Source organism: Lentilactobacillus raoultii, assembly GCF_900411375.1.
Classification (GTDB): Bacteria; Bacillota; Bacilli; order Lactobacillales; family Lactobacillaceae; genus Lentilactobacillus; species Lentilactobacillus raoultii.
The window spans coordinates 1-23,979 of sequence record NZ_LS422985.1; the positions used below are offsets into that span (position 1 = coordinate 1).

Here is a 23,979-nt window from a genome sequence, read left to right on the forward strand (position 1 = left end):
AGCACTCCTTTGTATCTTTCTTTTGTCAATTAAAGTATACAGCGCAGGAGCCCTTGCGTTTTAATTTTGATCAGAAAAAGCCAAAAATCACGCAATATTGAAGTGATTTTTAGCTTTCAAGTTTCAGTTATGTTTAATAAAACAATATTGACTTTGTTTACGAAAACGATTACATTTATCTTGCAAACCAATTTATTTGAAGATACATTCAAGGTTGTTGTGAACTTTAGTATTAGTGTACCGGGAGAAGAAATTCATCGTGTATAAAGACGTGGTTGATTTTTAAATTTTAGTTTTAATAGAGTAAGTTAAGAAGCCACAACTAGTTTTATTTTTATTAGAACCAAAACAAAATTTTTATTAAGTCTTTTTTAGTAAAATCGATGGTTCAAATATCAATTATTAATGTTGATTTTTGAAGATAAATACAATAAAAATATTTATTACTGACAACATAATCCTTTTTAAAACGCTAAACAACTAATAAAAATGTTTAATGTTTAGCAAAAAAATCGAAACAATATTAAAAATGTTATTGTAATCGTTTTCTTGGATGATATTATATGGTTGTGCACAGGGACATGACCTAAATGTTAAAGGGGATTGTCTCAATAGATTCATTGGTTTATTGATGACTAGTCATAAAAAACTATAAAGTCACTTAAAGTCATTTAATGAAAGAAGGATGAAAATGCCTGAAAATTTCCGCCAGTTCGCCCAAGTGCCTCCCAAAGGATGGAATAGTTGGAACGGCTATGGTGCTTCAGTTCGAGAGGACGAAGTTAAACGAAATGCTGATCATATGAGCCGACATTTAAAGAAATATGGTTGGAAGTATATTACCGTTGATATTCAGTGGTATGAGCCTAAAGCGGATTCATCAACTTACCATAATTTCTACCCACTGGTAATGGACCAATATTCCCGCTTAATGCCGGATAGCAAGCGATTCCCGTCAGCAGCTAATGGTGTCGGATTTAAACCGCTAGCTGATTATATCCATAATTTAGGATTAAAGTTTGGCATTCATATTATGCGTGGTATCCCACGTCAGGCGGTTCATAGTGCTGCTCCAATTAAAGGGACAGATAAGACGGCCCGAGATATTGCCCTAAATAATATTTGCCCTTGGAATTCCGATATGTATGGCGTGAACGTTGATATGCCTGAAGGCCAACTTTATTACGATTCTCTGATGGCACTTTATGCGTCATGGGGCGTTGACTTTATTAAGTGTGATGACATTGCAAATTCAGTTATTTACAATGGAACATTGAAAAAAGAAGTCGAAGCGCTCCGAAAAGCAATCGATAAAACTAATCGTGAGATTGTGCTGTCACTTTCACCCGGACCGGCGCCAATTGCGAATGGGTCATTTTTTCAAAGAAATGCTAATATGTGGCGAATTACTGATGATTTTTGGGATGAGTGGCGATTACTTTATAACATGTTTGATCGTGCTGAGGAGTGGTCAGCACTCTCGCGACCTGGAAACTGGCCGGATTGTGACATGTTGCCGCTTGGACACATTGGCATCCGCTCTGTTGATGGGCCTGGTGGAAATCGCCAAACTCGGTTTACAAAAGCAGAACAAAAAACGATGATGACCCTTTGGAGCTTGATGCAATCACCACTGATTATGGGTGGCGAGTTAACGGACATGGATGAATGGACTTCTAATCTGTTAACCAATACTGAACTTCTTGAAATGGATAATCATATTATTGAAAAATATCAGCTATTTCGTGATAAGCGATTGATTGTTTGGAAAGCGATAAGTTCAGATGCTAATTACTATGGTCTGTTTAATGTTTCAAATGAAAAACTTAAATTAACTCCAGAACAGTTAGCAAGTATGGGGATTTCGTATACCGGACGGATGATTTGGGAAGACCATGAATTGTCAAAGCTGTCAGCTATTTTAATTGAATCACATGACGTTTGTTTAATTAAGCAAAATTTAGAAGGGAAGGTAACAGGCAATGATTAGTTCAGATCACGTGGAAATTGCGACAAAAAATAAGTCGGACAAACTATCATTAGGACAGCTGATTAATTATTCCTCAGCAAGCCTTGGTGAAAACATTGTTTGGGGACTTGTCGGCACTTATCTACTAATTTTCTATACGGATAGTTGGGGATTGAATGCTGGAGCAGTTGGACTATTAATGTTAATTGCACGATTCGTTGACGCATTTACGGATATCTTTATTGGGATTGGTGTTGATAACACTAACACACGTTGGGGCAAGTTTCGACCATGGATTTTTATGGGTGGAATTATCTGCACAATTGTGACAATTTCATTATTTATTTCACCGAATTTTAGTGCAGGTGGCAAGCTGATTTACGCATACATTACGTACATTGCTTGGAGCATTAGCTATTCAACTGTGGACATCCCGTATTGGTCGATTGCCGCTGCGATCACTCGTGACCCGGCAGATCGAGCAAAGGCAGTCACGATTCCCCGAAGCGTTGCCAATGTCGGTGGTTGGATCGCCAGTGTGATTGTACTACCGCTAGTGGCGCTATTTAACGGCTATACTGGTGCTGCCATTGCGATCTCACTTTTCTATCTCTTGTCAGTAATGGTAACCGCGTTTGGCGTTAAAGAACGCTATGTAGTTCCTCGTCAGGAACATCAATCCTTGATTAAGGTTGTCAAAGGCTTCTTTGGTCAAAATCGGCCATTCAGAATGGTTATCATTGCTTTATTCATTTTGGAAATTACCTACTATACCCGCGGTGCTATGCAGGTTTATTACGTTAAGTATAATTTGAATGCGGTTGCATTTACGGCAGTGTTCTTAGGTGTATGTACAGCTTTCCAAATTGTTGGCGGATTATTTGTTCCTTGGACTCAAAAACACTTTGGAAAACGAAAAACAGCTCTTTTTTCAAATGTTATGATGGGCCTTTCATTCTGCCTAACTGCATTAACGCCAACTAATGTCGTTTTAGTAACGGTTTGGAATTCGATGGTCTCATTCTTCTTTGGGCTTAGTTTTGTGACAATGTCGGCAATGCTACCGGATGTCGTTGATTATGATGAGTGGAAAGGCGGCGAACGTTCTGAAGGTATGATTTTTTCGCTTAACATTTTTAAATCAAAGGTTGCTGCTGGATTATCAAGTGGCGTCGCTGGTTGGGTACTTGCGTGGGCTGGTTACCAGGCCAACCCTACCCAAAGCTCACATACTTTATTTTGGATGATGATGATTTTCTCCCTGATTCCAGGGATCATTGCAATTTTAGGATTTATTCCAATTAAGCGTTATGGCATCACACCACAGGTCCAAGCACAAATGCTTAGTGATCTATCTAAAAAGACTAAAAACAATTAGGTTTAAAAATCGCTTGCATTTACTTCGAAAGTTTGAATAACACCCCAAGTCCATTATTAATAGTAAATGCAAGATAAAACTGGAGTGATTCTGACCACTCCAGTTTTTGATACACGTGGGTATTTTCAAATAACAATTTTTAAAATAAGGAGCAGTAATCTATGGCAATTAATGTGAATCAAAATCAAACACTTTTCCATCTTCAAACAGATCACACCAGTTATATCTTTGATGTGATGCCAAATGGTGAATTAGGACAGTTGTATTACGGCAGCAGAGTTCACCAGAAAAGTGATTATCAAAATTTAGCCTCACGAGAATGGCATAATGATACGCCATCTTGGACGGAGGAAGCACTTGATGTTCAACCGGAATTGTTGAAACAAGAATATGCATCCTTTGGGAAAGGTGATTTTAGATATCCTGCTTTTGAAGTCACTTTGGAAAACGGCAGTAACATTTCAGAGTTGCAATTCACAGGTTATCAAATCCACCCCGGTAAGAATAGATTGCAGGGGCTGCCATCGACTTTTGATGATAATGGTGACGATGCTCAAACATTGGAAATCACTTTGGAAGATTCGTTGAGCAAATTAGAGGTGGTTTTAAGCTATGCTGTTTTTCCACATCAAGATGTTATCATTAGGAGCGCTAAATTTATTAATCGGGGCAATCAAAAAATACAAGTCAATCAAGCGTTGAGTTTACAGTTAGATTTACCTGATGACGATTATGAATTGGTTCAATTTTCAGGAACTTGGGCCCGCGAACGCCATTTATACAGGAACAAAATTCATTCAGGAATTCAAAGCATTAGTAGTATGCGAACAGCATCCAGTCACCAACAAAATCCTTACTTTATGTTGGTACGTCCAAATACCGATGAAGATTCGGGAGAGGCATTAGGAGTTAACTTAATCTATTCCGGCAATTTTTTAGACCAGGTTGAAGTTGATCAATTTAACACCACGCGCATTTTAGCCGGGATTAATCCTACTGGGTTTGGTTGGAACTTAGAACCAGCTGCCAGTTTTCAAACACCTGAAGCTGTTCTAAGCTTTACTGATAAAGGGACCAACCAATTAAGCCAACAACTGGGACACTTTTATCAATTACATCTTGTCAACCCACACTTTGCGCATCAATTAAGGCCATTATTGGTAAACAATTGGGAAGCGACAACTTTTGATATTGATGAGCAAAAACTGGTAAACTTTGCTAAATCAGCAAAGAAACTTGGGTTGGAAATGTTAGTGGTAGATGATGGCTGGTTCGGTCATCGAAATAATGATCGAAGTTCATTGGGGGATTGGTTTGTTAATAAAGCAAAGTTTCCTAATGGCTTAGTCTCATTGGCTGAGCGGGTTCACTCGATTGGGTTGAAATTTGGGCTTTGGTTCGAACCGGAAATGATTTCAAAAGATAGTGAACTTTATGAAGCTCATCCGGATTGGATGATTAAAACACCGGGACGTCATAGCACACCTCAGCGTCATCAATTTGTTCTTGACATGACTCGGTCTGAAGTAGTTGATTATCTTTATTATGCAATGGCTAAGATGATCGATGAAAATAAACTGGATTACATTAAATGGGATATGAATCGCAATATTACTGAAATGTACGGGATGAAATTAAGGGCTGATCAGCAGACAGAATTTTCGCATCGGTATATTTTAGGCGTTTACAACCTCTACGAACGATTAACAAAACAGTTTCCGAAAGTACTCTTTGAATCGTGTGCTTCTGGCGGTGGTCGATTTGACTTGGGAATGATGTACTATGCGCCACAGGCTTGGACAAGTGACAATACGGATGCAATTGAACGACTTAAAATTCAGTACAGCACTTCTTATGGTTATTCCCAATCAATGATGGGAGCCCACGTTTCGGATGTTCCAAACGATCAGGATAAAAGGATTACGCCCCTTAGTACACGGGCTGATGTGGCCTTTTTCGGCGACTTTGGCTATGAATTAGACATCACTCATTTATCTAAAGAAGATGAGGAATTGATTAAGCGTCAAGTTCAATTCTATAAAAAATATCGACAATTATTTCAATTTGGTGATTTTTATCGAATTGATAGTCCTTATGAAAAAGGCGGTAATATTGTCAGTTGGGAAGTTGTTGACTCAAAGAAAGAGAATGCGATTGCAGCACGCTACCAATTGTTAAACGTAGCGAACGCACCATACGCTCGAATAAAATTTAAGGGGTTAGATCCCGACAAGCAGTATCAGGTTAATGAGGACACAGAGGTGTTTTATGGTAGTGAATTGATGAATGCCGGCTATTTTGTCCCGTCAGTTCAATCGACGGTTCAAAGAGGGGCGTCAGCTGATTTTAATGCCAAATTATTTGTTATAAAAGCCAGGTAATTGAAAGCTGAGGGGTATTTGATGGAATTAGATATTACGGACCGTTCGCTCGCTGCTTATAAAGCATTGGCGAGCCCTGTTAGGTTAAAGATTATTCGGGATTTATCAGAACGTAAAATGAGTATCAGTGAGCTTGCAAACAACCTTGGGTTGAGCAGTACAATTACAGCGATGCATTTGGATAAATTAGCTAAAGCAGGATTGATTCAGTTTGAAAAATCCGGTCACAATAAAATGGCAAAGTTAGTGGTAGACCGAATTAATGTCACATTTCCTACAGAAATCTATCCCTCCTTTGATGTCTATGAAACACAAATGCCGGTTGGCTATTTTACCAATTATTCGGTTTCACCATCTTGCGGTATGGCTGGGCCGACAGATTATATCGGTAAAGTAGATGATGCTTCATACTTCATGGATCCGGGCAGAATCAAAGCCGGGATGATTTGGTGGAATGATGGCTTTGTGGAATATCAGTTTCCTAATCACTTAAGCGATAAAGATACGTTACAAATGATAGATTTATCAGCCGAATTAGGGTCTGAGTTCCCGTTTTCCAATAACGTCTGGCCGTCTGACATCACGTTTTACATTAACGGTGTCAAAATTGGCACATGGACCAGTCCAGGAGATTTTTCCGATATTCGGGGCAAATTCACCCCACTGTGGGTACCGGATAATGTTAATCAGTATGGGTTGTTAAAAACAATTCGAATTACGGACCATGGCAGTTATTTGGATGGTCAGCCATTCACCAAAACGTCGATTCAAGATATCGATACGCACCGACATTCTTTTTCGGTTAGATTTGCAATTAGGAAAAATGCCAAACATAAGGGTGGCTGTACGATTTTCGGCAAGGGGTTTGGCAATTACAATCAGGATATCGACTTAAAACTATTTCATAGTTGAATGACTTTGGCAAAAGAACATTAAAAAGCCTTAAAGAATCCGTCATTAAATAAATTGACGGCTTCCCTAAGGCTTTTTTTGAAATTTGTCAAAAATAAATGGTTCTCTGATGATAAAGCTAAATAGTCAAGATCATGATTTTTAAAATAAGCGCGCTATTCTCTGTGGATTACCTGTTTTTGATTTACTCACTTGTCTTGGATTTCACTCGTTGTCGTAAATAGAAATCGGCGAGATAGCTCAACTAAAATTGGGTTCATCGGCGTTGCTAGTTCCCGCCAGTTTCGTTCAATAAAGGGTTGGAATTTGTTCAAGGCACCTTCTTCAAGCTTTTTACTGTCGGTCAGTAAATGGCGTAGGTCAATTGTAAACTCCTGGAGTGTGACTTTGTCGGCTTCAGTTTGCATCTTATCCTTGCAGGCAATTAACTGGGATAAGTAGCCGTCATACGCGGTATTAGTATTTCCAGCATCGCCGGGGGTGAAGTTTGAATGAATGACTTGACTTTCCTTGAGTTTCAATTGCCGTAAGTAGTTTCGACCATCCGGAGTTAACCAGTGCCTGGCTCTGTTACTGAAAAGCTTGACGCCATCCACATAATCCAACTCAAAAGTGGCCGTTAAAATCTTTTCATGTTTTTGATCCATTGATACCAGCTCAGATAAAATGTCGGGTGCCGAGTAGTTGTTATTCTTTCCAAACTCAATTAACTGGCGAACGACTTTTAAATTGATTTGATTAAGCTGGGTTTCCAAATAACTCAAAATAAATTCACGTTTTTTGTCATCAGTTTGCATGATATTGCCACCTCATTTGATAGATTTATTAACTGTGGAAAAGCTTCATCGAGATATCTTGGTCATAGTTGCCAAACCCTTGGCCAAAGATCGTACAGCCACCTTTATGCTTAGCATCATCCTTAATTGCAAAACGCACGGTGATAGTTGGTTGACGCCAGTCAATATCGTCGATTGAAATATCGGTAAAGGGTTGCCCATCTAAATAGCTACCGTGGTTAGTCACTCTGACAATTTTTAATTGGCCGTATTGATTAACGTTGTCCGGTACCCAATCAGGTGTGTATTTACCACGAATGTCAGAAAAATCACCAGGACTGGTCCACGTGCCAATTTCCACGCCGTTAATGTAAAACGTGATATCAGATGGCCAGACGTTGTTCGAAAAGGGGAATTCAGACCCTAACTCCATCGAAAGATCTAACATTTCTAATTTATCCTGCTTCTCCAAATAATTGGGAAACTGGTATTCGACAAAGCCGTTTGTCCACCAAATCATCCCGGCTTTGATTCGATCAGGACTCATGAAATAGGTCGGGTTATCCACTTTGCCGATATAATCATTTTTACCGGCAAGCCCGCAGGACGGGGTGACCGAGTAATTAGTGAACTGGCCAACCGGTACTTGTGTATTGTAAACCGCAAAGGCCGGATAAATGGTCTTAGGAAAATGAACGTTGATATTATCGACTTTCAAGTATGAAATCTTTTTATGACCATGACGTTCAAAACCAATAATGCCGGCTTCAGCAAGTTTGTTTAAGTGCATCAAGACGATGGCACTGCTTAACTTTAATGTTTTTGACAATTCTTGGACGCTCATTCGCTTGGTTGACAGTTCTTGAATAATATTAATTCGTACGGAACTTGCAAGCGCTTTATAGACTTCCAATGAATCTTGGGAAATATCCAAATCCATCCGGCATCACCTTTCAATTTCTATCTTATGTGTTTTTCTTTGTGACGGGTATCGTTATATCGAACTTTTGGATCTTTTGTAGTTAAGATTCATATTTTTATGAATCTTTTTAAATGTAACCGCTTAAGACAACCTTTATATTAGCAAAAAGCCAATTCTAAGTCAAAATAACAATCAAAGTTTACAAAAACCATTGTAATCGTTTTCGGATAACCATATGATAAGAACGTGCACAAGAGATTAAACAAATCACGTGATTGGAAAAGGAGAACTGACAGTGATTGAATACACAAGCCCGTTAATTGTTCAAAGGGCAGACCCCTATATTTATAAACACACCGATGGTTACTATTACTTTACCGCTTCGGTTCCAGCCTATAATTTGATTGAGATTCGCCGGGCCCATACTCTTGAAGGGCTTGCTCATGCGGCGCCACGAACTATTTGGCGCAAACATGAAAGCGGTCCCATGAGTCAGCTGATTTGGGCGCCAGAATTACATTTTATTGATGGTAAATGGTTTATTTATTTTGCGGCGGCTGAAACAACGGCGCTAGATAAATTAGGCATGTTCCAGCACCGCATGTTCTGCATCGAATGCGATGCGGCTGATCCAATGCGCAGTGAAGATGATTGGGTTGAACGTGGTCAGGTTGAAACCGGAATGGACACGTTCAGCCTTGATGCCACTACGTTTGAACACGATGGCAAGCTTTACTACGTTTGGGCACAAAAGGATAACGCGATTAAAGGTAATTCCAATTTGTACATTGCTGAAATGGCTAATCCATGGACTTTAAAGACAAAACCGGTCATGCTTTCAAAGCCGGAATATGACTGGGAAATCCGGGGTTTCTGGGTAAATGAAGGCCCCGCTGTGATTCATCGAAATGGTCGCTTCTTCTTGACTTATTCCGCTAGTGCGACTGATGAGAATTACGCGATGGGAATGCTGACGGTGGCCGATAATGTTGATTTACTGGATGCCGCAAACTGGTCCAAATCAAAAGAACCGGTTTTCAAGAGTGATTTGGCTACGCATCAATATGGACCCGGTCATAATTCGTTCACCGTTGCGGAAGATGGTAAGACCGATCTGATGGTTTACCATTGCCGTAACTATACCGATATTAAGGGTGATCCGCTTTACGATCCAAATCGGCACACCAAAGTTCAGCCGTTCACTTGGAATGAGGATGGTACACCCAACTTTGGCAAGCCAACCCCGTATAACTACGATTAGTTAAATGTCAGTGGGATTAAGGGTTTGTCTGTAAGTTATATAGAAGCTAAATAAATGATGATCAGGAACAGCTTCTGTTTTTGCAATTGTATAAGTGATCTTTTTCACATAATTACAAAATTAACAATTGATTATTTTAGGAGGCAGGCATTATGCAAAATGATGCAAATGTGCCACAAAAGAAAGTAAGTAAGCACTTCTGGGGTTTCCCATTTACCCACTTTACCTACTTCTTTATGTGGCAAATTATTTTTGGGTATTTAACTCTCTGGATGGAACAGGTCGGCCATATGAATGGTGCCGAAGCCGGGGTTGTTTTCTCGGCCATGGCTGGTTTATCACTCTTGTTCCAGCCGGCATTTGGTGTGATTTCCGATAAGCTGTTATTTAAAAAGAATCTGCTATTTACAATTTCAATTGCGGCGATGTTGATTGGCCCCTACTTCCAGTGGATTTTCCTGCCACTGATGTCGATTAACTCAATGCTGGTGGCCATTGTGACTGGAATTTACCTTTGCTTCATCTTTAATGGTGGTGTTTCGGTTATCGAACAATATGTTCAACGGGCAAGTTTGGCCAATGGCTTTGAATATGGACATTCCCGAATGGGTGGTTCGCTAGCTGGAATGGTTGCTTCATTCGTTGGTGGTCAAATTTTCCTGTGGCAGCCCAACTCCATTTTTTGGGCATGTACAATTTCAGCAACTATCCTGACCGGGTTACTATTATTCAGTGATAAAGTTGATATGGATAACGCTTCGGCAGCTGGTGATACTTCCAATTCATTGGATATGAAGCAAATTGGCAAAATTTTCAAATTGAAGAACTTCTGGTACTTGTCAATCTTCTACATTGGGACATCTGCTATTTACGATGTGTTTGATCAACAGTTTATCATCTTCTTCAAGACGTTCTTCCATTCTGCAGCTGCCGGAACGCAGGCTTACAGTTACATGACGACAGCGCAGATTGGTTTAGAATTTCTCTTGATGTTCCCGATGCCTTGGATTATCAACCGTATCGGATCACGAAACGGCTTAATTGCCTATGGTGTAATTTTGGCTATCCGAATTATTGGGTCTGCATTGTCACCAAGTCTGATTTGGGTGATTGTCCTTCGGTTGTTAGCTGGATTCGAAATGCCACTGGTACTGGTTTCTATCATGAAGTACATTGCTGGAGCTTTCGATGTCAGAGTTTACGCGACGGTTTACGCGTTGGCGTCCAACTTTGCTAAACAAATCTCAGTCTTCATCTTCTCAGCGGTTGCTGGTAGTATGTACGATTCAATCGGCTTCCAGCATGCTTATCTGATTTTAGGTGCAATCGTTGCCGTTGTAACGATCTTTGCAGCCTTTGTATTAAAGAAGGAAAATCCGGTTCAGGCTGGTGAACGAGATGAAAACGGGAAGGCTAAAGCCTAAATAATTTGATTAACGCTTGATTGTTAATTTAAAATTCTTGAGGGAATTATTATCTTCACTTGTTGGTAATAGTTTCCTTTCTTGTCTGAAAAAAGTGTAAGCGCTTCATGAAAATGTTGGGCTAATTGTTAATTAGCATAGGAAATAGTATATTTGGAAGTAAATGAGGGATGCTTTTGTTAAAAAGCAGTCAAGATCTTAACGATGTTATGAGTCTCTTCGGGAGGTGTTTATGATTTATAATCAAGTTTCTAATACAAATACCAGCACGGACAATCATATTGTAACTGTCGCCAATCGTCAAAATTTGCCTAATTCCACCGGGCCGGTAGTGTTATATGGCAGGGGAATGGTTACGACTCATCAAAATGATCCGGCTTATAATGGTCGTTTATATGCGACTTCAGAAAATTATGTAACAGGTGAACCATCTTTTAAAATTTTTGAGAGTGGCGATCATGGTAACACTTGGAATAAGGTTAGCGAGGTCAAGGATACCCAAAACCGAGGTGGAATGCGGTATCAACCATTTCTCTATGAATTGCCTGAAAGAATTGGGGATATGCCGGCTGGAACATTGATTTGTGCAGGTAATGCGATTCCCAAAGATTTGAGTACCAGTTCAATTGATCTCTACAAGAGTGTGGATCATGGTAGGTCGTGGACTTATTTGAGTACGGTTGCTCAAGGTGGTAAGGCCACGACAACGACCACCGGTAATGGACCGGTTTGGGAACCATTCTTGACAGTGATTGACCATAAATTGGTTTGTTACTACTCTGACGAGCGAGACAAACCAGCTCATAGTCAACTACTTGCTCATGAGACGTCAACAAATGGGATTAATTGGAGTAAGGAAGTCCAGGATGTTGCTGACCCGGATGCAAAGGGACGTCCAGGGATGGCAACAGTTGCAAAGATGGCAAATGGTAAATATATTATGACCTACGAGGTTGTTGGCCATAACGGCGGAAATTATTCTGCTTATAAGCTTTCAGATGACGGGTTTAACTGGCAACCAACTAATTTAGGTACTAAGTTTGCTTCCGGCGGTTCACCATATGTAACGGTTCTGAGCGATGGGACTGTTGTTGCTAATAGTACGGAAAGTAATGTCTATGTAAGCAAAAATGATGCAAAAGATTGGCAAAGTGTTGATACGCCAATGCCGGGTGCCTATTCACGATCATTAACACCATTGCCAAATGGACAAATGTTGATTGTTAACGGCGGTGGTTATGCCGGACCAACGAGTAATGCCAATCATAGTTTGACATCGTTAGTCTGGAAGCTGCCTTCCTAATATCTCTCTTTGGTGTTGGATAGAATACCTACTATAATTATTATCCAAAGTAGCTTAACATTTTATACTCTTTAATTTTTAAGAGGGAAGAAGGCGTCTTCAATGGCATCAAAAAACTGGGTTCTTTTTTTCATTAAACGAAATTTAAAACAAAAAGGTATTCCCTCCGATAACATTAGTTTTGAAGAAGTGGATGAGCATGCTGTGATTTGGATGGCTCGGCTTTTCTATCCGGAAAATGCGACACAAGGCATAGAGTTACTTTGGTATATTAATAACTTGCTGGAACAGTTTCATTCTCCACTGTACCGTATGCAAATTGAAAAAAGTAGGGACCCTGCAAAACGTGAAGTGGTCGATCAGGTAGCGTTGATATTTAACAAAAAAGATTTTGACGACGTTAATCAGCGCATCGATGACATGTTTGGCAAAGGTAATCGTTAAAGCTGAATGGTACTTGGTTGAGAGCTTAGAGCCCAAGTTGATATTTGACTGGAAGATAAGCCAAGATTTTAATGCAATAAAGAAAATAAGTCTGTGTCATCAACGCACTAAATGGCTTGATGACACAGGCTTATTTGATTGATGATCTTTTAAACCCGTTTCTAAACTGGCCTGAGATTAGTCACCCTTTTGATAAACTTTCTCGCCAGCCATCCAAGTCTGTTCAACCTGAATGTCTTTGATCTTGTCAGTTGGCACCGTGAAGATATCCTGATCAAGAACCACAAAGTCACCAGCATATCCGCGACGAAGCTGACCATTGTGGGTAAAGCCGCCAACTCTGGCACCGGTATTGGTGTAGGCCAAGACAGCTTCCGGCACAGTGATCGCTTCATCGGCGTTAACAACATCTTGGTTGGCTGCCTTTCGGGTAACGGCCGCATAAATGCCGACGAAAGGATTATCGGGTTCCGCCCACGGTGTGCAGGGGGCATCCGAACTTAACGCCAACATCGCGGTTGAATTCAACATCGATTTAATTCGGTAGGCGTTTTTGAACTGTGCTTGATTAAGATAGGACCGGTACGATTCATCTTCAGCGAAAAAGAAGATCGGTTGGGTCACCAACGCGTAGTTCATGCGGGCCCGATTAAGTTCTTTTAGCATTTGATCTGATAAAAGCGAGGCGTGTTCAATTCGAATGGATGGCCGATCATCCAACCAAGGGGTTAAATCAGCCGTGACGTCAATCACTAATTGAATGGCGGCATCTCCCATCGCGTGAATTGCGACTTGGAGGTGGTGCTCACTGGCATACCAAACAGCTTGTTTTAATCGATCGGCATTGGTTAACAGAACACCTGATTTGCCATCCGGATAAGGTTGCTTATTATAGGCGGTTTCACCAGAAATACTGCCATCCATAAAGACTTTAATCCCGGCAATTCGCAGGTCCTCTTGAGTCGTTGGTTTAACCACTTGGCCTGGCATCAACTCGTTGAAAACGTAGTAAATGGCCGTTTTGGGCTTAAAGCCGTCGGTGCGGGCATCTTGATAAAGCTGAAGCGAATCATAGGGTCGAAAGCGGCCCATTAGTTCGCCAATGGCAACGATCCCGTTCGTCAAATAATGATCGGAACTCTTGGCCATGTTGTCGACGTCAGCCAGATAACTTTGGGCCGACTTAGCCTGAATTAATAACTGAGTTGCCGCAACTTCTTTCATATAGCCGTTGGGTCGGCCATCCGGAAAATGGCCAATCACGCCGCCAGTCGGATTTGGCGTATTGGCGTCGATGCCGGCTAATTCCAAAGCCTTGGAGTTGCCGACCGATGAATGACAATCGGAACGATAGATAAAAATGGGTTGGCTGGTTGAGACATCGTCCAGGTCGTCAATAGTTGGGGAGCGGTGTTCGGCTAGATTGGACTCGTCAAAGCCCCAGCCTTCAATCCAAACTGACGGCCCCTGCCCATAAGCCGGTGAATTTTTAAGTGCCGTTTTCATTTCGGCAATGCTGTTAACTGCCGGTGGCGTGCAGGCAACCCCGTGTAAGGCATCGGCAATATACTTAGGATGAGTGTGGGCGTCGACAAATCCCGGCAACACCGTTTTCCCATGGAGATCAATGGCATCCGGATCGGTGACTTCATCAGTTTCGCCGACGTGGGTGACGACGCCGTCCGTAATATTCATGGCCGAGGCAAAATGATTAGCGTCAGTCCCAAGAAAAATCTTGGCATTTTTAAAGGTTGGCATAAGAAACCTCCTTTTCGTTTGTAGGTTACTTTTATTATTGGGGTCCTTGGAAGAAATTGCAATCAATTAAGTGTCTTGAAGGTGATAAAATAGAAACGATCTAACTAATCAACCGAATGAGGTGAATCAATTATCATGCAGTCTTTAGAATCGCATACGTTAAATGCCTTCTCTAAAAATATTCAACTGACCAGTCATCAAAAACAGGTTTTAAAACGAATAACGACTTTTACTAAGCGGCATCTTAATGAAGATGGCCATGCTGTGTTTGTCTTAATGGGGGATGCCGGCACTGGTAAAAGCTTGATTTTGAATCAACTATTTACCGATCTGGCTCAAAAAGTTAATGAGGCTTATTTTCTGGTTAATCATCCTGAACTGCTGAAAGTTTACCGGGAATTAGCTGGCGAGACGCCTCACATGCTTAAAAAGTATTATCAGCGGCCGACCAGTTTTATCAATAAACTGCACAAGCAGCAACGACACGTGAATTTAACAGTCATCGATGAGGCCCATCTGTTGTTAAGCAAAGCAGATCATTACAATAATTATTACGGCGAAAATCAGCTCGAGGACATTATTAACTTAAGCAAGGTGACCATCGTGGTCTTTGATCCGCATCAGGTATTACGAACCAAGAGCTTTTGGACTAAGGATCGATTGTTAAATTTGATTAAGCCTTATCCACATGATTTCGTGCACTTAAAGGAACAATTTCGGATGCAGGCCAGCCCACAGTTAATGGATTGGTTGGATCACTTCATTGACGGTGACCCGATTGGCCCGCTTCCCAAAGAGATCGGCGACTATGACTTTCGGGTTTATCCAGATGCTCAAAGGATGTTTCAGGATATTGTTCGAAAAAACAACCACTATGGCCTTTCCCGAATGACCTCTACCAGTGGTTATCCATCCACCCTAGATGGTGGTAAGCACTTAGTTAATGAAGGGAATTTTCATTTGCCGTGGGATCAATATAACTTTACCAGTACACCCTGGGCCGAACAGCCCCAAACGATTAACGAAGTTGGCAGTATTTACACGGTCCAGGGGTTTGATCTGAACTATATTGGCATTATCATCGGCCCACCGTTTTATTTAACGTCTGATCACCGTTTAGGGGTTGATCCAAGTAAGGTGACCGACGTGGAGATTTTTAAGCACCGTCAGGATTTAACCGGGAAGGATTATGAACACAGTAAAATTATTTTACTGAGAAATTCACTTAATGTCCTGTTAAGACGCGGAATCAAAGGGATGTATCTGCACGCCCATGAGCCAAATTTGGAACATTATTTGGAAAAGATGTCGCTGAAAAAGTGATCAATAAAATGTCACAATCCAAAGTGTTGAGCAAAATTGCTTGGCACTTTTTTTAAACCTATTATAATGATAATCACAACCATAATAGTGGTTTGATCATGATGGCGAGCTGGATTGGTAGGAGACTGGTTCACCAGAGGCTGAGAATAATAATTGACAATTTAGTGTACTACATATATAGTTAGTTGCGTAAGTAATTAACATGATAGGAGGAGCGCACATGAAGAAAGGGACACTTTATACCATTATCGTCTTGGTGGTTTTAGCGGTTGTCGGCGGGGTTTGGTATCACCAAAATTATGGTAAAACTTACTATTATGGCCAAGTTGGCAATCTGGCCCGAACAGAAAAAGAATCGGGTGGTCCCGATGCCTATTATTATAAGATTACCGGGTACAATCAAAATGGTCAGGCTAAACGAATGGAAGTCGGTTCTTTTCAAGGTCACAAGTTTGTTAAGGGCCGCTATATTAAAATCGGCTGGTCTAAAAAACATGGGGTAATGTCCTATGAACAAACCACTTGGAAGAAAATTCCAAAGAAAGCTCAATCAAAATTACCTAAGCCGGTTTATCCATAATTAATTAAGAAGGCTTGCAAAAAACGAGTTTGAAACCAACAGCTGACGGTTTGCTTCAAACTCGTTTTTTAGTGATTCTTAGATCATTGAGATGAAATTGTTTAAAAAGTGGAGGCCGATTGAATAGCGAATATCCCGGAAGTGCATGTAGGTGAAAGATAAGAAGCATCCTAGACCAGAATACATCAACCAGTTAACGTTAAACTGCAACTCATGCGCAAAGCCAAATAACAACCCACTGGCGATGATGGCCAACAAATTATTGAGACGGTTATCTTTATTAAAAAAGTAATTCATAAAGATTCCCCGAAAAATCAACTCTTCAAAAATTGGTGCCAAAACAACGGAGAAAATTGCGTTCCAAACCGGTAATCGGAGTTGATCGGCTTCGACAGCCTTTTGATTATCCGGCGTCATTAAGATGTGCTTGGCAATCAGGTAACTCCACAGCATTTGAAAGGCCAGCATTAACAGAAAGACCACAATAAATTCGGCAACCCGCTTTCGAGTCAGGCCGGTTTTGCCAAATCGACGAGGATTGCTGGCTTGAAGCTGTTTGCCATACCGCCATGCAATGAGTGATAGTGCGGCCGCTGTGACGACCAAAGCAATTCCTAGAAGATGGCGAGTTAAAAAAGGATTGTGAGTATACTCACCGGCGACTTCAAGGAGGCCTGAAGCAAAGAGGTAAACAATTAAAAAGCCAATCCATTTACCAATTTGCCAAGCCTTGGTACCTAAATATTGATGAGGTTGCATTATCTAAACTCGTTAACTTCAATCCGATTCTTATCCGGGTCAAGAATTGTCATTGAATTAACGTTTCTCCTATTTTCAGTTTTTTCATTAGGCTGCTCAACAATGTCGACAAAGTAGTTAATCAAGTGGGCTTGGATATCTGCCATTGAGTCCTTGGCAATTAACCCGAATGAAATTGGCGTTACTTGCTCGACGACTTTAAATTCCAAAAACATTTTGCGCATGTCGGCTCCCAGATGACCATTTGGCAATTTGATGATTGGCAAATCAAAGACCTCATGGTAGAATCGTCGACTGGTTTCGAGATCGGAAACGGGGATAGTAATATATTCGATTTCTCTGATGTTCATAAAAATTTCGTCCTTTTCACTGCGTAATGCTTACATTATATACCAATTGTTGCTCTAAATACTATTGATAATTGTTTAATGATTTACACGGATTGACTCTCCCTGCAATTTAGAGTAACGTATTGAATTGTATGCAGTTATTCAAAGTCAAACCTATTCATGTGAGGTGAACGAGTTGCCACTACTATCAGTATCAAATCTTTCAATGAGTTTTGCCGAGAAGGATTTGTATAAAGATGCCGAGTTTACCTTGGAAAAGGGTGAACATATGGGGGTGGTTGGCCAAAACGGGGTCGGTAAATCAACCTTAATTAAGATTATTACCGATTCGCAGCTGCCACTAACCGGCGACATCAAATGGCAAAAAAATATTAAAATCGGCTACTTGGATCAATACGCCGATATTGAAGATGATTTAACCCTGATCCAGTTTCTACGGACGGCGTTTGCGGACTTGTATCAAAAAAACGAAACGCTGACTAAATTGTATGAAAAGTACGCGGAAACCGCAGATGATAAACTGCTGGAACGCGCTGGGACTATTCAGGATGAATTAGATTCCAGTGATTTTTACGACATTGATACCCGCATTGAGCAAACCGTTGTCGGCTTAGGCCTTGATAGCATTGGTCGGGACCACTTAGTTGGTAAGATGTCCGGTGGTCAACGTTCCAAGATTATTTTGGCTAAAATGTTACTGGCCGATCCGGACGTGATTTTACTTGATGAGCCGACCAACTACTTGGATGTCAACCAAATCGAATGGCTGGTTGATTATTTAAATGGCTTTAGCGGGGCGGCCATGGTAGTTTCCCACGACTACGACTTTTTAGATCGAATCACCAATTGTATTATAAATATTGCTTTTGGTAAGATTACTAAATACCGAGGCAATTTCAAGAAAGCCATGCGTCAGCGACAGGAACGTGAAGAATTTCAACAGAAGCAGTATGAAAAGCAACAGGTTGAAATTGAAAAGGCTGAGCGATTTATTCGTAAGAACAAAGCTGGCTCCAAATCAACGATGGCTAAATCCCGTGAGAAAAAACTGGCCCATATGGAAAAAATTGATCCGCCTTCGACTAATATTTCCGCCAGCTTCAACTTTCCGTATGAAGATACCGGTTCCCACGAAGCGTTAACGGTCGATAAATTATCGGTTGGGTACAACAAACCTTTGTTGGCTCCGGTGACTTTCACCATTTCAATGGGCGAGAAAGTTGGCTTTAGCGGTTTTAACGGGGTTGGTAAGTCGACCTTAATTAAGACGATTCTGAAAAAGATCCCGGCAAAGGGTGGGACCGCCAAGTTTTCACCGTCGGCGATTGTGAATTACTTTAGCCAAGATTTAGCTTGGGACAATAAGCGAATGACGCCGATGCAGATTATCGCGGATAAGTATCCAAAATTGACGCAGCGAACAATTCGAACCAAGCTAGCCAAGTGTGGGCTGGACGCGCAAAATGCCGTCAAACCGATTCATGAGCTTTCTGGTGGCGAGCAGACCAAGGTTAAGCTGGCAATGATGGAGTTTGTTCCCAGCAACTTTTTAATCATGGATGAGCCGACCAACCATTTGGATGAAGAGACTAAGGAAGCCTTGAAGCGGGCAATTGACCGCTTTGCCGGCAACGTGATTATTGTCAGCCATGAAAGCAGCTTTTATGATGGCTTGGTCGACAAAGTCTTAAACGTCGAAAAGTTGAGTTTGCGTGAACGCGCCAAAAATGAAACGCTGTAAATAGTCATAAAATTAACTAAAAAAACGGTTCCTATTTCGATAATCGAAGATGGGGACCGTTTTTATTTATCTTAATTTTGTAAACAGAGATAATTTTAATCTGACGGCTATCTACCAGTATATTCTCTGTAATATTGGTGAATGCAGTGTTTTAGAATCCAACTATCCCGATCCGAAATACTACCGATGTAGTCGGCACTGGTTAAGTCCGGTTTCTTCACCGGCAATGATTGGCCAATATCGACAAATGAAGGTTCTTTTAACCCCGACAAATGCCAGTCTTTAAGTGGGCAAAAGCGGTTTAGTTCTTCATCTTCCTGACTCAGTAGTTTAAAGAAATACCAGTCGGCATCGGCTGGCGAATTCGGGATCTCTGGTCGCCAAGCCTCAGCTGTTGACGTGGGGTAAGGCAAATAAATCCCCTTAACGTGATTGACTCGAAAAATTTTTGCTCTCGACATCTTTTTTCCTCCAGTATAGTTAGCCCGTAATGGGGCCCTCTATATACTACATACGTAAAGAAAGTTTATTTTTTGACCTTTTTTCTAATTTGAAAACAATTTTTAGCCCATTCTGCTATGATTGACATCGACAAGAAAAATGATGGAGGAACTGAGATGCAAACAGGAAATAACCCACAAATCAAATACGATCTTAGTCTGATTAAAAAATGGCAAGCCCAACTTGGTTTTTCGGATGATCAGGTTCAATCCGTGCTTCGAGTGGCTAATTACGCCACCTTTATGGCTGGAAAGGCAGCACCCGAAGCTTATGATCCGGCCACCGACCGATTCAGAAAAGTGGCGTTTCAACGCTTAATGCCAAATTTGGATATGCGCTCAGCTTATCTATTAAACGGCATTAAGTTTGAAATTCGGTCACTAAAATTAACCCCTGATCAGGTTCAAAAAATTACCGGGGTGACTCAATCAGAATACGATCAGTTCTTGGCAGGGCAGTCGGATCGCTTGTTGTATGAGGATGCTTTTGACAGAATGGGCGTGTATTATTATCAGCATGTTGGCAATCAATTAAACTAAATCATTTCTCTTCTGCAAAGCCTTTTGTAAATGTTTGGTTGAGCTAATTTGTAGTTTAAAACCGGCACTTGTTTTCACTTTTGTGAGAATAAGTGCCGGTTTTTTCTAATCAAGAGAGTGTGATTGTTATATCGAAAAAGTCGGGAACCTGGTCATTTAAGTCCTCGACTTTTCATTAATGATTATTGATTAAATGTCCCATCCTCAACCTGACGGATAAAGTCAGCCAAATGTTTGTAGTAAACGTCTGGATTATCAACCATGTGGTGGTGACCACCCTTTGGCGTTGAAACAAATTTAGCATTCGGAATCATCTGCGCCATTCGTTTACCGGTTTCAACCGGCATTGTCTCGTGTTCGCCAAACGTAACCAGAGTTGGCACTTTGATATTTTTGAGGTGATCGGTAAAGTTCCATTCAGCTAATTTGCCGGTAATAACGAATTCATTATCACCTTGGAAGGCCCCGTAAATATCGTTATTGGTGACATCGATCAAGTGAGAGAGTTTTGATGGTTGTTTCCGATCAATATAACCCTTATTTAAGATGTCAACGTATGACTGATATTTTTGGTTATCGTAATCATTGTTAGCTTCACACTTTTTCATGTAAGCAACTTGTTCGGGTGTCAGCGCCTCTTCACGAACTTGTTCCAAGTGCTTGGTGTAATCGTCAATCCGATCCACCATGGAGGAAATAATGGCGCCCTTTAAATGCATCCCGTACTTTTCAGCATATTCCTGAACCAGTAAGCCACCCCAGGATTGGCCAATTAAGTAAAAGTTATCCAGTCCGAGCTTGTCCCGCACTTCATCAACTTCATCCAAGAAGTATTCGTATGTCAAAATGTCTTTTCTGACTTGCGGGTCACTGAAATCCGGACTGTCCGAATACCAAGAGCCTAACTGATCATACATTGTGACCTGAACGTTAAGCCCCTGTTTTTTTAATTGCTTGGCAGCATCTTCCCAGTATTCGTGTTCACCACCGGGACCACCATGAAGGGCTAGAAGATGAATGTCACCTTCGCCCTGAGTATTGGTCCACAAATGATAACCGTTGTTCAACGTAATGATTTTGGTTCCTTGTCGCATTAAAACCACCTGTGCTTTCTAAATTTGTCTAGTTAATCATATGATAACACTTTCGCTTTTATTCAGCATTGGCCCCAAGTAAGGGGAGGGTTAAAGTTGAATCGTCTAAATTGACGGTGTAGTTGATTGACTGATTCCCCCGAATTGTATAATTCATATCAGTTGCGTAAATCACAATTCCCAATTGATGGCCGGCCAACAATCGCCAGAAAGTTGGTTGAAAGGTCAGTTCAAATGAATAAAATTGCCCGGGCCTTAAGTCATCGACTCGATAGGTATTTTCACGGTTCTGCATGTTTAAATGAGCGTCAGTAAACTTTTTGTAAGCTGAGGCCTTTTTTTCAAGCGTAAATTCCTTTAAATCATCTTTTCGCCATTGATAACCGGTGATAATTTTTTGGGCAGCTAACACTTGTGGGGTGGCAGTTAAACGTTTGGCCTTTCCATAATCGATTAGTGCCACGCTTAACAGTCCAATGTCAGCGCTGCTGGCAGCTCGAAGCGTTATCTTGGCCTGGCCATCGACTACCAAATCATGTTTTAAAGGTTCGGAAACCAATTGAATAGCGTGTTGATCCATTTTAGAATGCGATTTGGTTAACAAGGCATGTTGCCACTTGGAAGGTTCCTTAACGTAGTGTTTGAACAAATCTTCATCTAAGTGATCGCTAAAAGTGTTGTTCTCATTTAAATTGGTAAACCGCCGGTCGGCCAGTGAATAGGTGTCGACGTTGGCATCAGCGCCCCAGTCCTGATATGTGCGCCAGGTTTCCGGTTGGGCATTATCCTGCACTAAAACATCTGGCAGCACTTGGTTGGCGTGATTTTCAATCTCATAGAGTTTGTTGGATAACCAGAGATTAACCAAATCGGTGTAATCAACCGATCGGAAATTGTTTAAGTACTCGTGTTGTCCCTGATGCAAAATCAGCTTTTGGGTGATTGGTTCCTGCTTTAACCGGTTTCGCAAATGCCAAACGTGGGATAATTTAACGTTCCAGTCGTTTAACCCGTGAACTAATAATAAGTCACACTTCACATTGACGTGCTTGAGTAAATTTCGGGCGTCCCAAAAGGCGTTGTAATTGCCGGTTGCGCGATCCTGGCCGGTGGTTAAGCTTTTTAGCTGTTTTTGCCAAGTATCCTTAATTTTCAAATAATCGGCAGCCGTCTGTTCACGGCTGAAAGTCAACTCGCCCAAGACGTCGGTATCCTCACCCTGAAAGCCACCCGGGGCAACGACTAATCCGTTTTCCCGATAATAATCGTAGTAATTTGAAATGCCGGCTTCAACCACCGCCGTTTTCAGTCCGGCAACGCCGGTTAAGGCGGCGGCCGTTGACAACGTCCCTAAGTAAGAGCGGCCGGTCATTCCGACGTTGCCGTTACTCCACCAGGCATCGATTTTAATCTGGTCGGTGCGATTGGTAAAGGCGGTGCGATCCCCATGAAGCCATTCAATAATGGCGGTTGCGGACAACGTTTCGTCACGAGTACCAGTGGTTCTGACGCCATCGGAATCCTTGGTTCCAATTCCAGCTGAATAAATGACCGCAAAACCACGGGCTAAGAAGTAATCATTAAGTGAGTAGGTCCAACCCTTAACAAAGGTTTCTTCAGCTACTTCGGTTGATCCTTTAATGCTTCGGGGTGCCGGCAACTCAGGTTGGGTTTCATCGGCCTCAATGTCAGCATAGGTGGCGTGATTAGGCTGCTTGTGTTCAAGTGGATGATTGACGTCATGAGTCAATCGATCAGCGGTTTTGTCATTGGTTCCCTGATCATAAGGACTGGCTGTAAAGATCACCGGGACCTTTAAGCCATCCTCGGTATTAGCCGGCCGAATGATTTCTGCTTTTAGCAAGTCGCGTTGACCATCGTGATCAGTGTCTAAGGAAGACTCAACATAGACGACATCGCGAATCAACTGACTGGTATCAAAGACAGCTTGGGCTTTGCCGTTAAAAAAGAGGGGTCGTTTTAACTGCTGATCGCCAGCAAATTGCGCGTAGTAACCTTGACCAGCCAATTGATCAATTAAAGTTTGGCCAAATTTGGTCCGGGTATTTAATAAGCGGTACCAGGCGTCGATCAATTGATCACGACTGAGGGAATCGGCAACATCAGCGATTGGCAAGCTAAATTTGGTCAGGGCAGCCAATGGATCAGTCAGGTCAAAATCCAAGCCGACTTGAAAACCCAGTAGTTGAAGCGCCACATTGTAAAAAGCCGTTTTGGAAACGCCGCTTTGTTTGATGGTGTAATCGTAAGCGTTAAGTTCGGGTGTGGCCATCAGATTAGCGACCTTTCGAATGCGAACAGCGCGACTTTGGCGTTTTTCTAAATAGAATTTAAGTAATAATGCCCGATACAACATGACCGGATCAGCCATTTTTTGGGTTCTGGCGGACAGAAAGCGAATGTCTGCCAATTCTTTGATGATTTGTTCGTGAGAAGGTTGAACATAGGCGAATTGATTGATTTTCAAAAAGAGACCTCCAATGATTTAAGAAAAATTCTAATTAACCATATTATACCGTAAGTCGCTGATTTTAATAGTGGGA

At 41.4% G+C, this 23,979-nt stretch carries 20 protein-coding genes; 12 read left to right on the top strand and 8 right to left on the bottom strand.

Features of this window, described 5'->3' with window-relative positions:
* Nucleotides 1-691: 691 nt before the first annotated feature.
* The 4 genes from ED605_RS05295 to ED605_RS05310 all read left to right on the top strand — a co-directional run bounded on the left by ED605_RS05295 (nucleotide 692) and on the right by ED605_RS05310 (nucleotide 6,640).
* A complete protein-coding gene (locus ED605_RS05295) occupies nucleotides 692-1,990 on the top strand; it encodes a glycoside hydrolase family 27 protein (protein ID WP_121977862.1) in 1,299 nt (432 codons plus the stop codon).
* A complete protein-coding gene (locus tag ED605_RS05300; protein WP_121977863.1) occupies nucleotides 1,983-3,347 on the top strand; it encodes an MFS transporter in 1,365 nt (454 codons plus the stop codon). The genes ED605_RS05295 and ED605_RS05300 overlap by 8 nt, the downstream gene beginning before the upstream one ends.
* A 161-nt stretch (nucleotides 3,348-3,508) precedes the next feature.
* Nucleotides 3,509-5,728, top strand: a complete 2,220-nt coding sequence (locus ED605_RS05305) for an alpha-galactosidase (RefSeq protein ID WP_121977864.1) — start codon at nucleotides 3,509-3,511, stop codon at nucleotides 5,726-5,728.
* A 21-nt stretch (nucleotides 5,729-5,749) separates the two neighbouring features.
* Nucleotides 5,750-6,640 (top strand): ArsR/SmtB family transcription factor, encoded by an 891-nt coding sequence (locus tag ED605_RS05310; protein ID WP_121977865.1) that lies wholly within the window; start codon nucleotides 5,750-5,752, stop codon nucleotides 6,638-6,640.
* 188 nt (nucleotides 6,641-6,828) lie between these two features.
* Here the strand turns inward: ED605_RS05310 and ED605_RS05315 are convergent, their stop codons facing one another.
* Nucleotides 6,829-7,437, bottom strand: coding sequence for a hypothetical protein (locus ED605_RS05315; protein ID WP_121977866.1), 609 nt, complete (start codon nucleotides 7,435-7,437; stop codon nucleotides 6,829-6,831).
* A gap of 28 nt (nucleotides 7,438-7,465) precedes the next feature.
* The gene (locus ED605_RS05320) at nucleotides 7,466-8,356 is read right to left on the bottom strand and encodes an ArsR/SmtB family transcription factor (protein WP_121977867.1); all 891 of its coding nucleotides are present in this window, start codon (nucleotides 8,354-8,356) and stop codon (nucleotides 7,466-7,468) included.
* Nucleotides 8,357-8,627: 271 nt separating this feature from the next.
* On the opposite strand from ED605_RS05320, the gene ED605_RS05325 reads away from it, so the two are divergent.
* The 4 genes from ED605_RS05325 (at nucleotide 8,628) to ED605_RS05340 (ending at nucleotide 12,770) form a co-directional block, all read left to right on the top strand.
* A complete protein-coding gene (locus tag ED605_RS05325; protein WP_121977924.1) occupies nucleotides 8,628-9,599 on the top strand; it encodes a glycoside hydrolase family 43 protein in 972 nt (323 codons plus the stop codon).
* 152 nt (nucleotides 9,600-9,751) lie between these two features.
* Nucleotides 9,752-11,023, top strand: coding sequence for an oligosaccharide MFS transporter (locus ED605_RS05330; RefSeq protein WP_121977868.1), 1,272 nt, complete (start codon nucleotides 9,752-9,754; stop codon nucleotides 11,021-11,023).
* A 232-nt stretch (nucleotides 11,024-11,255) separates the two neighbouring features.
* On the top strand, nucleotides 11,256-12,326 hold the full coding sequence (locus ED605_RS05335) for a sialidase family protein (protein WP_121977869.1): 1,071 nt from the start codon (nucleotides 11,256-11,258) through the stop codon (nucleotides 12,324-12,326).
* A 102-nt stretch (nucleotides 12,327-12,428) separates the two neighbouring features.
* Nucleotides 12,429-12,770: a hypothetical protein gene (locus ED605_RS05340; protein ID WP_121977870.1), complete on the top strand. Its 342-nt coding sequence runs from the start codon at nucleotides 12,429-12,431 to the stop codon at nucleotides 12,768-12,770.
* 177 nt (nucleotides 12,771-12,947) lie between these two features.
* Here ED605_RS05340 and ED605_RS05345 read toward each other — a convergent pair whose 3' ends face one another.
* Nucleotides 12,948-14,528 carry an amidohydrolase gene (locus ED605_RS05345; RefSeq protein WP_121977871.1) on the bottom strand — a complete coding sequence of 527 codons (1,581 nt, stop codon included), beginning with the start codon at nucleotides 14,526-14,528 and terminating at the stop codon, nucleotides 12,948-12,950.
* Between the two features lie 135 nt (nucleotides 14,529-14,663).
* Here ED605_RS05345 and ED605_RS05350 point away from each other — a divergent pair, with 135 nt between their 5' ends.
* Nucleotides 14,664-15,851 (top strand): DUF2075 domain-containing protein, encoded by a 1,188-nt coding sequence (locus tag ED605_RS05350; protein WP_121977872.1) that lies wholly within the window; start codon nucleotides 14,664-14,666, stop codon nucleotides 15,849-15,851.
* 220 nt (nucleotides 15,852-16,071) lie between these two features.
* Nucleotides 16,072-16,431 (top strand): YxeA family protein, encoded by a 360-nt coding sequence (locus ED605_RS05355; RefSeq protein WP_121977873.1) that lies wholly within the window; start codon nucleotides 16,072-16,074, stop codon nucleotides 16,429-16,431.
* Nucleotides 16,432-16,509: 78 nt separating this feature from the next.
* On the opposite strand, the gene ED605_RS05360 is transcribed toward ED605_RS05355, so the two are convergent.
* Entirely contained in the window at nucleotides 16,510-17,190 is a 681-nt protein-coding gene (locus ED605_RS05360; RefSeq protein ID WP_121977874.1) for a CPBP family intramembrane glutamic endopeptidase, read from the bottom strand.
* A complete protein-coding gene (locus tag ED605_RS05365; protein WP_121977875.1) occupies nucleotides 17,190-17,540 on the bottom strand; it encodes a VOC family protein in 351 nt (116 codons plus the stop codon). The genes ED605_RS05360 and ED605_RS05365 overlap by 1 nt, the downstream gene beginning before the upstream one ends.
* A gap of 175 nt (nucleotides 17,541-17,715) precedes the next feature.
* Between ED605_RS05365 and ED605_RS05370 the strand changes: the two genes are divergently transcribed.
* Nucleotides 17,716-19,281, top strand: a complete 1,566-nt coding sequence (locus tag ED605_RS05370) for an ABC-F family ATP-binding cassette domain-containing protein (protein ID WP_503100499.1) — start codon at nucleotides 17,716-17,718, stop codon at nucleotides 19,279-19,281.
* Between the two features lie 107 nt (nucleotides 19,282-19,388).
* On the opposite strand, the gene ED605_RS05375 is transcribed toward ED605_RS05370, so the two are convergent.
* Entirely contained in the window at nucleotides 19,389-19,742 is a 354-nt protein-coding gene (locus tag ED605_RS05375; RefSeq protein ID WP_121977876.1) for a hypothetical protein, read from the bottom strand.
* 156 nt (nucleotides 19,743-19,898) lie between these two features.
* On the opposite strand from ED605_RS05375, the gene ED605_RS05380 reads away from it, so the two are divergent.
* Nucleotides 19,899-20,321 (top strand): hypothetical protein, encoded by a 423-nt coding sequence (locus ED605_RS05380; protein WP_121977877.1) that lies wholly within the window; start codon nucleotides 19,899-19,901, stop codon nucleotides 20,319-20,321.
* A 182-nt stretch (nucleotides 20,322-20,503) separates the two neighbouring features.
* Here the strand turns inward: ED605_RS05380 and ED605_RS05385 are convergent, their stop codons facing one another.
* Nucleotides 20,504-21,415 (bottom strand): proline-specific peptidase family protein, encoded by a 912-nt coding sequence (locus ED605_RS05385; RefSeq protein ID WP_121977878.1) that lies wholly within the window; start codon nucleotides 21,413-21,415, stop codon nucleotides 20,504-20,506.
* A gap of 58 nt (nucleotides 21,416-21,473) precedes the next feature.
* Complete coding sequence (locus tag ED605_RS05390) at nucleotides 21,474-23,903, bottom strand: Xaa-Pro dipeptidyl-peptidase (protein WP_225419053.1); 2,430 nt, start codon at nucleotides 23,901-23,903, stop codon at nucleotides 21,474-21,476.
* Between the last annotated feature and the right edge of the window lie 76 nt (nucleotides 23,904-23,979).

Bases quoted from the DNA above. Each gene is read 5' to 3' on its own strand.
- ED605_RS05295 (WP_121977862.1), top strand. From the start codon at position 692: ATGCCTGAAAATTTCCGCCAGTTCGCCCAAGTGCCTCCCAAAGGATGG.
- ED605_RS05300 (WP_121977863.1), top strand. From the start codon at position 1,983: ATGATTAGTTCAGATCACGTGGAAATTGCGACAAAAAATAAGTCGGAC.
- ED605_RS05305 (WP_121977864.1), top strand. From the start codon at position 3,509: ATGGCAATTAATGTGAATCAAAATCAAACACTTTTCCATCTTCAAACA.
- ED605_RS05310 (WP_121977865.1), top strand. From the start codon at position 5,750: ATGGAATTAGATATTACGGACCGTTCGCTCGCTGCTTATAAAGCATTG.
- ED605_RS05315 (WP_121977866.1), bottom strand. From the start codon at position 7,437: ATGCAAACTGATGACAAAAAACGTGAATTTATTTTGAGTTATTTGGAA.
- ED605_RS05320 (WP_121977867.1), bottom strand. From the start codon at position 8,356: ATGGATTTGGATATTTCCCAAGATTCATTGGAAGTCTATAAAGCGCTT.
- ED605_RS05330 (WP_121977868.1), top strand. From the start codon at position 9,752: ATGCAAAATGATGCAAATGTGCCACAAAAGAAAGTAAGTAAGCACTTC.
- ED605_RS05335 (WP_121977869.1), top strand. From the start codon at position 11,256: ATGATTTATAATCAAGTTTCTAATACAAATACCAGCACGGACAATCAT.
- ED605_RS05340 (WP_121977870.1), top strand. From the start codon at position 12,429: ATGGCATCAAAAAACTGGGTTCTTTTTTTCATTAAACGAAATTTAAAA.
- ED605_RS05345 (WP_121977871.1), bottom strand. From the start codon at position 14,528: ATGCCAACCTTTAAAAATGCCAAGATTTTTCTTGGGACTGACGCTAAT.
- ED605_RS05350 (WP_121977872.1), top strand. From the start codon at position 14,664: ATGCAGTCTTTAGAATCGCATACGTTAAATGCCTTCTCTAAAAATATT.
- ED605_RS05355 (WP_121977873.1), top strand. From the start codon at position 16,072: ATGAAGAAAGGGACACTTTATACCATTATCGTCTTGGTGGTTTTAGCG.
- ED605_RS05360 (WP_121977874.1), bottom strand. From the start codon at position 17,190: ATGCAACCTCATCAATATTTAGGTACCAAGGCTTGGCAAATTGGTAAA.
- ED605_RS05365 (WP_121977875.1), bottom strand. From the start codon at position 17,540: ATGAACATCAGAGAAATCGAATATATTACTATCCCCGTTTCCGATCTC.
- ED605_RS05375 (WP_121977876.1), bottom strand. From the start codon at position 19,742: ATGTCGAGAGCAAAAATTTTTCGAGTCAATCACGTTAAGGGGATTTAT.
- ED605_RS05380 (WP_121977877.1), top strand. From the start codon at position 19,899: ATGCAAACAGGAAATAACCCACAAATCAAATACGATCTTAGTCTGATT.
- ED605_RS05385 (WP_121977878.1), bottom strand. From the start codon at position 21,415: ATGCGACAAGGAACCAAAATCATTACGTTGAACAACGGTTATCATTTG.